Here is a 9,964-nt window from a genome sequence, read left to right as displayed (position 1 = left end):
ATAAAGCAATTCCTATTCTGATGTTTTTTCCACTTATCAGTTTACTAGGAATTGCTTTTTTTTGCACTCTGAATTACAAAAAAAGTTGCATGGAGAGAAAGCTTTCCACACAACTTATTATAGAACCGTTATTTATGAGGCCCATGTTCGGGATTTCACGTCTGATCCAGCTCTTGCTGGGGAGTTGTCCCATCAGTTTGGAACGTTTGCGGCTTTTGCGGAACGCTTGTCTTATCTCAAGGATTTGGGTGTCACACATATTCAACTCTTGCCAGTTATGAGCCATTATTTTGTCAATGAATTGAAGAATGGTGAACGTCTATCAGAGTATGCGTCATCCAATAGCAACTACAACTGGGGTTACGATCCGCAATCCTACTTTGCGCTTGGTGGTGTGTACTCAACCGATCCGAGTGATCCGATGAAGCGAATTCAGGAATTCAAGAACCTTGTTCATGAGATTCATAAACAAGGTATGGGAGTTATCTTAGATGTAGTTTATAACCACACGGCTAAAACCTTCCTTTTTGAGGATTTGGAGCCCAATTATTATCACTTTATGGAGAGTGATGGGGCGGCTAAATCGAGTTTTGGTGGGGGACGTTTGGGAACGACTCATCACATGAGTCGTCGAGTCTTGGTGGATTCCATCAAGTATCTGGTTGATGAATACAAGGTTGATGGGTTCCGTTTTGATATGATGGGGGACCATGATGCTGAGGTCATTGACTTAGCCTTTGCGGAAGCTAAAAAATTAAATCCCAATGTCATCATGCTTGGAGAGGGGTGGCGGACCTTTACAGGTGATACCAATCAGCCAGTTAAGCCAGCTGATCAGGATTGGATGAGTTCAACTGATACAGTGGCGGTTTTCTCGGATGAGATTCGGAATACTCTCAAATCTGGCTATCCAAATGAAGGGCAACCAGCCTTTATTACGGGAGCCCCTAAGAATTTGGAGTCTGTCTTTAACAATATCAAGGCGCAGCCAGGGAATTTCGTGGCGGACGATCCAGGAGATGTCATTCAATACATTGCGGCTCATGATAACTTGACTCTTTTTGATATTATTGCCCAATCCATTAAGAAGGATCCAAGTAAGATTGAAAATGTGACGGAAATTCATCAACGTCAGCGCTTGGGCAATCTGCTTGTTCTTACCGCCCAAGGGACACCTTTCATTCATTCGGGGCAGGAGTATGGTCGCACCAAGCAGTTCCGCCATCCCGATTATCGCTATCCGGTTTCAGAGGATAATGTTCCAAATAAGGCTCACTTGCTGACCAATGCGGATGGTAGTCCTTTCGATTATCCTTATTACATTCATGATTCTTATGACTCATCGGATGCTGTGAACAAGTTTGATTGGAGCAAGGCGACCAATGCCAACCTCTATCCAGAGAATGTCCGCACTCACGATTTCACCAAGGGACTCATTGCCTTGCGTAAGTCCAGCGATGCCTTTCGTTTAGGGACAAAAGAAGAAGTGGATAAGAGCGTGACCCTCTTGACAATTCCAGGTCAAAACGGCATCGGCAGCGAAGATCTGGTCATCGGATACCAGACCGTAGCCAGCAATGGAGATCGGTATGCGGTTTTTGTCAACGCTGATAGCAAGGAGCGGATCTTTACTCTAAGCGATGCTGACCGAGATCTTTTACAAGGACAAGTTCTCGTTGACGGGGCGCGTGCAGGCACACAGGCTTTGATGAACCTCCAAGGTATGACCCTTGGGCAAAATAGCTTAACCTTAGCACCATTGACCGCTACCGTTATTTTACTTCCTGCCCAAGCAGAGCAAGCACAAACGACAACCAAGGAACAGGTGCTCGAAGAGCAGCTACCAGTTGAGGAAGAGGTAATTTCTGATTCCACACTCCCTCAAGGTCACAAACACGTGCTCCAAGAAGGGCAAGCAGGCAAGAAAATCAGCCGTTATCTGGAAACTTGGCAAGATGGACAGTTGATGGAGAGAACTCTGGTGTCGGAAACAATCGAAGCTGGTCAAAAACGAATTGTTTTGGTTGGTACTGCAAAATCGAAAGGAGTCGATCAGCCAGGCAAGGTCACTCCTATAAGCCAAGAGAATCCAAGCAAGATAAAGATGATACTGGAACAAAATCCAGTAATTGAACCAGCAAATGAAGATAAAGAAAAACTCCCAAATACAGGAGAGCAATCTAGCCTTCTTACACTACTTGGTGTGAATTTGGTAGCAATTAGTGTAGGACTCTTTAAGAAAAAGGAGGATTAAACCTTAAAATCATAAGAAATCAGCCCCTTGGAAAAATGAATCCAAGGGGCTAGTTTAGTTAATCATAATTGTCATTTATAAGTACAGAAAATTTGCAAAAGAGTATACTGAAAGAGTAGAAAGTTACAAAGCGGGACGGAAATCTAAATCTGGAGGTAATGCCTATGCAAAACCACTTAGAAAGGACTACCGTCATGGCAGTGGAAGCAGCTATTGAGTTAATGCTTCTTTTCGGGATGTTGATTCTCGCACTTTTGTCATTTGTATTGACGTTGATTAACAACAAAGATAAAAAATGACAGCTAGCCGCTATTAACTTGACTGAGTAGCGGCAAACTGTCGAACTACATTCGTCCCGTCTTTAAAACGGTCTAATTGAGATTGAGCTCGTAACTCAATCTCTTTCATGACAAGTATATCAGATAGTTTTATGAAAGGCAAAGATTTGACGGTTAGTCACAACATAAATCGTTTAAAATCGCTTCGGACATCTTAAGCAGTCTTGTTAAGAGGCTGTTTTTTGAAGTTTCAGATAGATTGTGATAGTTGATTTTTCCTGTGTTTTTATATGCCATTTGTTTTTCAGGACTTATAATAAAAGTGTAAAGTAGCGACAAAGCAGAGGAGACGGGTGACGGTTCTGACTCGTCGGTAAATAAAAAATTGACCGAGCGATGTCAAGAGGGCGGAATGGCTCTCTTTTTAGGTGATAAGTATGAATAGTCTTTATTTCCAACTGTATTGACTTCGTCAGACATTTTGGGGCCAAGTAATTTTAGGACACAAGAAAAATCCTCCGTGCTTTTGACGTGGAGGATTCTTTGGTAAGAGGGTTTACACCACACCTTGTGCGATCATCGCGTTAGCGACTTCTTCGAAGGCGGCGATGTTGGCGCCGGCGAGGTAGTCTTTGCCGAGGTTGTAGGTTTCGGCTGTGGTTTTGGCGGTGGTGAAGATGTTTTCCATGATGTCTTGGAGGCGTTGGTCGACTTCTTCTTTGGTCCAGGATAGGCGGAGGCTGTTCTGGCTCATTTCGAGGGCAGAGACGGCTACGCCTCCGGCGTTGGCAGCTTTGGCTGGGCCGTAGAGGATATCGTTTTCTTTGTAGATTTTGATGGCGTCGAGGTCAGAAGGCATGTTGGCTCCTTCGGCGAGGCAGTAGACGCCGTTTTGGATGAGGGCCTTGGCTTGTGTGCCGTTGATTTCGTTTTGGGTGGCACATGGGAGGGCGATGTCGGCTGGGCCTTGGTAGTCCCAGACGCTGCCTTCGTAGTAGCGGGCGCTAGCTTTTTCGGCTGCGTATTCGGTGAGGCGGGCGCGGCGTTTTTCTTTAATTTCAACCAAAAGATCAAAATCAATGCCGTTCTCGTCGATGATGTAACCATTGGAGTCAGAGACTGCGATGACGGTCGCACCGAGCTGGGTTGCTTTCTGGAGGGCATATTGGGCTACGTTTCCGGAACCTGAAATGAGGACGGTCTGATCTTTGAAAGATTTTCCGTTAGCTTGCAGCATGTTTTCAGTAAAGTAAACGAGGCCGTAGCCAGTTGCTTCTGGGCGAATGAGGGAGCCACCGAAGGCCAGGGGTTTTCCGGTGAGGACGCCGGCATCGAATTGGCGGAGGCGTTTGTATTGGCCGTAGAGGTAGCCGATTTCGCGGGCGCCGACCCCGATGTCACCGGCAGGGACGTCGAGGGATGGGCCGATGTGTTTTTGCAATTCGCTCATGAAGCTTTGGCAGAAGCGCATCACTTCAGCGTCGGTTTTTCCTTTAGGGTCAAAGTCGGAGCCGCCTTTCCCACCACCGATGGGTAGACCAGTCAAAACGTTTTTGAAAATCTGCTCGAAGCCGAGGAATTTCAGAATGGATTGGTTAACGGAAGGGTGGAAACGGAGTCCACCCTTGTAAGGACCTACAGCCGAGTTGTATTGAACCCGGTAGCCACGGTTGACTTGGACTTTTCCATCCTTGTCAGTCCAAGGTACACGGAAGCTGATCACCCGCTCGGGCTCTAGCATGCGAGCTAGGATGTTCTCCTCCAAATATTCTGGGTGGGCCTCAAGAACAGGCTCAAGGGTGCCCAATAGTTCCTCAACTGCTTGTAAGTACTCGGCTTCGTGAGGGTTCCGTGCCCGGACGTCTTGGAAAGTGCTTTGGATATAGTCTGTAACTCGTGACATTAAAAAATCCTCTTTTCTATTTTTCCGAAGAAAATGAATTATCTGACAATTTGATGATTGAGTTTAATCATATCATTGAGTCCGACAAATGTAAAGGCTTACGCTTGGATAGGGGACTTGTAGACTTTTTTATCTGCCGCCGATGGTTTTAAGACTATTGAAAAAACATATGTCATATCAGGTTTCTAGTTGATATTACATGTGTTTTTGTTATACTTTAGTTAAAAGTAGTGAGTATTGCCGACTTTGACAAATTCATTCTGATTGTAGAAAACAAAGACTATATTTGATTTAGTGGCTGTGAGTTTTTTCAGAAATTAGACGAATAGTTCATGGAAAAACAAAGTTAAGGAGGACAATATAGTCGATTTATGGAAGAGTCAAACTTTACTAAGCGGTTTAACAAAGTGACCTTGTGGTATCATGGAACGACATCAACTCAAGTCTCTTCTTTGAAGAAGGGGATCAATGTATATCACAGCAAACGTAATTGTGATTTTGGGATAGGATTCTATGTGACATCAAAACCCGATCAGGCTATTAAATGGGCTAGTAGAAAAACAAGGGATGAACGTCCTTTTAATCCAAAAGTAGGTCCTGTTGTTTTAAGCTATCAGATTCAAGAACTTAGCGTTATTGAGACTAAGATTTTTGAAATTGATAAAGAATATTTTCGTTTTGTCTATCAAAACAGGTTAAAATTAAACGTCAAGAGAGGAACTAATATCCATACTTTCCTGGCAGTATTTGGTCCAGTTCTTGATGGTCAGATTACACTTTCGCAGGAGGTTTTAGAGGATTATTTTGAAGAAGTGATTTCTTTGAAGGACGTCGTTGATATTCTTTTGGGAAAATACCAAGATGATACACAACTTTGTATCTGTGATCAAGGAATCGCAGATAGACTAATATTAGTGAAGGAGGAGGTTATATGATTTTGGTAACCGAAAAAGAAGTTCTCAAATCTGAGGTGGAACGATTTTTGTGGGAAAATTATCAGATTACTCCTGAAGCTGTTTCTTCTGTCACCAATGTTGTTTTGAAAAATTGGTTTGAAGAGTTGGATAATGAAGGTTCCCATTTAACAGCAGACTTGATTGCGGATACCATTGTGGACATTGCAAATCGTTGCTCTTTATATGAATAGTATTACCGATTTTGGCAATAAAGTTCTCTTTCTGAGATTCCACGCCATACTGGAGATTTTAAGAGGGGTGTCAATAGAGGAGCCCTGTTTTTGTAAGTGAGGTCAGTAGTATCTGTACATGGAATGAACGTTTATTAGGTGGATTTTACTTAAATGAAAGATTTTTATCTTAATTTTTGAGTTAGAAGATATTTGGTAATTAATAGTCGAAAAGAAACAAGGTGCTAACATTAAGGTATATTGTTAGCATTTTGTTTCCCGTAAAAGGAGATGACTACTATGAGTTCTGTTTACTGAAGCGATCTCAAAAACTCTCTCAGACTTTTTGTCACAAAAATGATAAAATAGATGTGTCTGGGATTTTGCAAGTCTTGCTTACTTGTGGAATCTAGTATAGTCCTTTTCAGGAAGGGCGTGATGAACGTGCTTGTTGGTGAGCTCGTTTCGCTTTAAAAATGATGGTCCAGGGGTCAGATCTCACCTCTGGGAAGAAAGGAACACCTATGAAAGGTATTATTTTAGCGGGTGGTTCAGGCACGCGCCTGTACCCGGTGACGCGGGCGGCATCCAAGCAGTTGATGCCGGTTTATGACAAGCCGATGATTTATTATCCCCTTTCAACCTTGATGTTGGCGGGGATTCAGGAGATTTTGATTATCTCAACCCCGACAGATTTGCCACGTTTTGAGGAGCTTTTGGGTGATGGGTCCGAGCTTGGAATTTCCTTGTCCTATGCGGTGCAGCCAAGTCCGGATGGTTTGGCGCAAGCCTTTATTATTGGTGCTGATTTTATTGGCGATGATGCGGTGGCGCTGATTTTGGGAGACAATATTTACCACGGTCCTGGTTTGACTAAGCTTTTGCAAAAAGCTGCGCAAAAGGAAGTGGGTGCGACCGTTTTTGGTTACCAGGTTAAGGACCCTGAGCGTTTTGGGGTTGTCGAGTTTGATGAGCAGATGAATGCCATTTCCATTGAAGAAAAACCAGAAGTGCCTCGCTCCAATTATGCAGTGACGGGTCTCTACTTCTATGATAATTCTGTGGTGGAAATTGCTAAGAACATCCAACCAAGCCCTCGGGGAGAATTGGAAATCACGGATGTGAACAAGGCCTACTTGGATCGTGGCGACCTATCTGTTGAGTTGATGGGGCGTGGTTTTGCCTGGTTGGATACAGGGACTCACGAGAGTCTTTTGGAAGCGGCCCAGTACATTGAAACGGTCCAGCGGATGCAAAATGTGCAGGTGGCTAACCTGGAAGAAATTGCTTACCGTATGGGTTACATTAGTCGGGAACAGGTTTATCGTCTGGCCCAACCGCTCAAGAAAAATGAATATGGACAATACCTCTTGCGTTTGATTGGAGAAGAAAATGGCTGATAATTTTTTTGGAAAAGAACTAGCGGCTCGCCCGATTGAAGCGATTCCGGGGATGCTGGAATTTGACATTCCAGTTCACGGAGACAGTCGTGGCTGGTTTAAAGAAAATTTCCAAAAGGAAAAAATGGTTCCGCTTGGTTTCCCAGAGTCTTTTTTTGCGACAGGGAAATTGCAAAATAATGTAAGCTTTTCAAGTAAGCATGTGCTTCGCGGGCTGCACGCTGAGCCTTGGGATAAGTATATCTCGGTGGCCGACGAGGGTCGTGTTTTGGGAGCCTGGGTGGATTTGCGGCAGGGTCCAAGTTTTGGGAATGTTTACCAAACCGAGATTGATGCTTCCAAAGGGATTTTTGTGCCGCGGGGTGTTGCCAATGGTTTCCAAGTTTTGTCGGACAAGGTGGCTTATAGCTATTTGGTTAATGATTATTGGGCCTTGGAGCTCAAGCCTAAATATGCTTTTGTCAACTATGCGGACCCAAGTCTAGGAATCCAGTGGGATAACTTGGAGGCAGCAGAAGTTTCAGAGGCGGATAAACACCACCCGCTTTTGCAGGATGTAGAACCAGTAACAGAAGATCAACGATAAGGGAAAGAAATGACAGACTACAAAAAAATCATTGTAACCGGTGGCGCAGGTTTTATCGGTTCTAACTTTGTACATTATGTTTACAACAATTTTCCAGATGTTCAGATTGTCGTCTTGGATAAGTTAACCTATGCAGGGAATAAGGCCAACATTGCGTCTGTTTTGGGCGACCGTGTGGAGTTGGTTGTGGGTGATATTGCCGATGCGGAGCTTGTGGATCGTTTGGCCCAGGATGTGGATGCGATTGTGCATTATGCGGCTGAGAGCCACAACGACAATTCCTTGAATGATCCCCGTCCGTTTGTGGACACCAACTTCATCGGGACCTACACCCTGTTGGAAGCTGCGCGTAAGTACGACTTGCGTTTCCACCATGTATCGACGGACGAAGTCTACGGCGACCTTCCTTTGCGGGAGGATTTACCAGGCAAGGGAGAAGGTCCAGGGGAGAAATTTACGGCTGAAACGCCTTACAATCCTTCCTCACCTTACTCTTCAACCAAGGCTGCCTCTGACTTGATTGTCAAGGCCTGGGTCCGCTCTTTTGGGGTCAAAGCGACGATTTCCAATTGTTCCAACAACTACGGGCCTTATCAGCATATTGAGAAGTTTATCCCACGCCAAATCACCAATATTTTGAGTGGTATTCGTCCGAAGTTGTATGGTGAAGGCAAGAATGTGCGGGATTGGATCCACACCAATGACCATTCTTCAGGTGTTTGGACGATTTTGACCAAAGGAAAAATTGGCGAAACCTATCTAATCGGGGCTGACGGTGAGAAAAATAATAAAGAAGTGCTGGAACTCATTTTGAAGGAAATGGGGCAAGCACCGGATGCTTACGACCACGTTACAGACCGTGCAGGCCACGATCTCCGTTACGCAATTGATGCCAGCAAGCTACGCGATGAGTTGGGCTGGAAGCCTGAATTTACAGACTTTGAGGCTGGTCTAAAAGAAACCATTGCTTGGTACACAGCTAACTCAGATTGGTGGAAGGGTGAAAAAGAAGCTGTTGAAGCCAATTATGCAAAAACCCAGGAAGTAATTCAATAAACAGTGAGAGGCTGGGACTGGGGTCCTCAGCCTCTTATTTTCTGTCTAGTTAGGAGGATGAAATCCTGAGAGTAAACTATGGAAGATACCTGCTGGGGCTTGTAGGCTTGGTCCTGGTCTTGGGGCTCTATGATCGGGTGCAGATGAAGAGTCGTCTGGAGCGGGATTTTTATCCCTTGGAGGCGGTTTTTGAAAAAGCGGGTCTAGAGAAGCAGTCTGACCAGGACTATACCAAGGCGGGCTTGGTTCCCTGGTCTGTTCATGTGGATGCGGATAAAATTCGGAAAAATGGCTATCGCTTTCCTTACGCGCAGAGTGAGCAGGATTGGTTGGGTCGGATCTATTTGCCCAAGGAGAGTTTGGAGGCTAGTCTGGGCCAGGAGCTGGGGCATCAGGGGACAGAGTTGGTACTTACGTCGAAGTCACAGGACTTGAAACAGGTGCTGGCGACGACTCGCTTGATTGCCCATGCGGGTGGGACGATGCGGGAGGCTGGTTTTTTGTCAGCCTACAGCAACTCCCTCCAAGCTCTTAAGCAGAATTATTCACTGGGCCATCGGATTTTTGAATTTGATCTCAATCTGACTCAAGACGGTCGCCTGGCGGCTGTCCATGACTGGGAGGGGGAAGCTTTGACCAGTCAGGAGTGGGAGTCAGCCAAAACTAGTGACAAGGCCAATCGGCAGGCCCAGTACACCAGTTTGTTTTGGGAGGATATTCTGAAACAGATGGAAGTGAATCCGGACATGATTGTTGTCACCGATACCAAGGTGCAATCTAAGAGTCAGGCGGCGATTGAAGAGCAGTACCGGATCTTGGGACAGGCTGTTCAGAAATTTGATCCAGCCTTGGCCGACCGGATTCTAGTTCAACTCTATAAACCAGAAGACTATACTTTGGTGGAAGAGTTGAGTTTTTTCAAACACTATATTTTAACCCTCTATGCCTCCGACTTAAAGGAAGAAGCGATTGCTAAGGCTCTGGTAGATAAGCCGAAGATTGTGGGGCTTACCTTACCGCAAAAGGATGAGCGGTTGACGGACTCTCTGATTGATCAAATTCACGCGCAGGATCGTCTGGTTTTTGTCCATACGGTGGATGGTTTTGCGACCCTGTCTAAAATGCTCAACCGGAGGATTGATGGGGTCTACACCAATAACCTCTTGGCCAAGGATTTAGAGCTCTACCAGGCTGTTTTGGACTCGCAAAAGCTAAATTTCAAGTTGAAATTAGCCACCACTAAGAAATTCCTTTGGTGACTTGTAGTCCAAACATTTTTTAGGATAATTGTTTATCCAATTTTCAATAAAAGCGACTTCTTTGGGAGTTGTTTCTTTGGTCCCTTTTGGTAACCACCTGCG

At 44.9% G+C, this 9,964-nt stretch carries 8 protein-coding genes and 2 pseudogenes; 8 read left to right on the top strand and 2 right to left on the bottom strand.

All coding sequences use genetic code 11. From position 1 onward, the window contains the following. Positions 1-127: 127 nt before the first annotated feature. Together HZY94_RS04595 and HZY94_RS04590 are read left to right on the top strand one after the other, a co-directional pair. A pseudogene (locus tag HZY94_RS04595) lies at positions 128-2,254 on the top strand (pullulanase); the annotation flags it as partial. Positions 2,255-2,418: 164 nt separating this feature from the next. Continuing rightward, the gene (locus tag HZY94_RS04590; RefSeq protein WP_179925190.1) at positions 2,419-2,553 is read left to right on the top strand and encodes a putative holin-like toxin; all 135 of its coding nucleotides are present in this window, start codon (positions 2,419-2,421) and stop codon (positions 2,551-2,553) included. Between the two features lie 535 nt (positions 2,554-3,088). Here HZY94_RS04590 and gdhA read toward each other — a convergent pair. After that, positions 3,089-4,435, bottom strand: a complete 1,347-nt coding sequence (gene gdhA / locus HZY94_RS04585) for an NADP-specific glutamate dehydrogenase (RefSeq protein WP_179925189.1) — start codon at positions 4,433-4,435, stop codon at positions 3,089-3,091. A 371-nt stretch (positions 4,436-4,806) separates the two neighbouring features. On the opposite strand from gdhA, the gene HZY94_RS04580 reads away from it, so the two are divergent. The 6 genes from HZY94_RS04580 to HZY94_RS04555 all read left to right on the top strand — a co-directional run bounded on the left by HZY94_RS04580 (position 4,807) and on the right by HZY94_RS04555 (position 9,862). Next, entirely contained in the window at positions 4,807-5,370 is a 564-nt protein-coding gene (locus tag HZY94_RS04580; RefSeq protein ID WP_179925188.1) for a DUF3990 domain-containing protein, read from the top strand. After that, positions 5,367-5,582: a hypothetical protein gene (locus HZY94_RS04575; protein ID WP_179925187.1), complete on the top strand. Its 216-nt coding sequence runs from the start codon at positions 5,367-5,369 to the stop codon at positions 5,580-5,582. Before HZY94_RS04580 ends, HZY94_RS04575 begins: the two co-directional genes overlap by 4 nt. Before the next feature lie 503 nt (positions 5,583-6,085). Beyond that, the gene (gene rfbA / locus HZY94_RS04570) at positions 6,086-6,961 is read left to right on the top strand and encodes a glucose-1-phosphate thymidylyltransferase RfbA (protein WP_179925186.1); all 876 of its coding nucleotides are present in this window, start codon (positions 6,086-6,088) and stop codon (positions 6,959-6,961) included. Beyond that, positions 6,954-7,547: a dTDP-4-dehydrorhamnose 3,5-epimerase family protein gene (locus HZY94_RS04565; protein WP_179925185.1), complete on the top strand. Its 594-nt coding sequence runs from the start codon at positions 6,954-6,956 to the stop codon at positions 7,545-7,547. Before rfbA ends, HZY94_RS04565 begins: the two co-directional genes overlap by 8 nt. 9 nt (positions 7,548-7,556) lie before the next feature. Next, a complete protein-coding gene (gene rfbB / locus HZY94_RS04560) occupies positions 7,557-8,603 on the top strand; it encodes a dTDP-glucose 4,6-dehydratase (RefSeq protein ID WP_179925184.1) in 1,047 nt (348 codons plus the stop codon). 107 nt (positions 8,604-8,710) lie between these two features. Further along, the gene (locus HZY94_RS04555; protein WP_179925183.1) at positions 8,711-9,862 is read left to right on the top strand and encodes a glycerophosphodiester phosphodiesterase family protein; all 1,152 of its coding nucleotides are present in this window, start codon (positions 8,711-8,713) and stop codon (positions 9,860-9,862) included. Here HZY94_RS04555 and HZY94_RS04550 read toward each other — a convergent pair. After that, positions 9,833-9,964 (bottom strand): annotated as a pseudogene (locus HZY94_RS04550) (IS30 family transposase); the annotation flags it as partial. The gene HZY94_RS04555 and the pseudogene HZY94_RS04550 sit on opposite strands and share 30 nt — an antisense overlap.

Origin of the sequence: Streptococcus danieliae, from assembly GCF_013415245.1 — a bacterium.
GTDB lineage: Bacteria > Bacillota > Bacilli > Lactobacillales > Streptococcaceae > Streptococcus > Streptococcus danieliae_A.
Note: the sequence above shows the minus strand (reverse complement) of the source record. Positions and strands in the feature narration are given on the sequence as shown.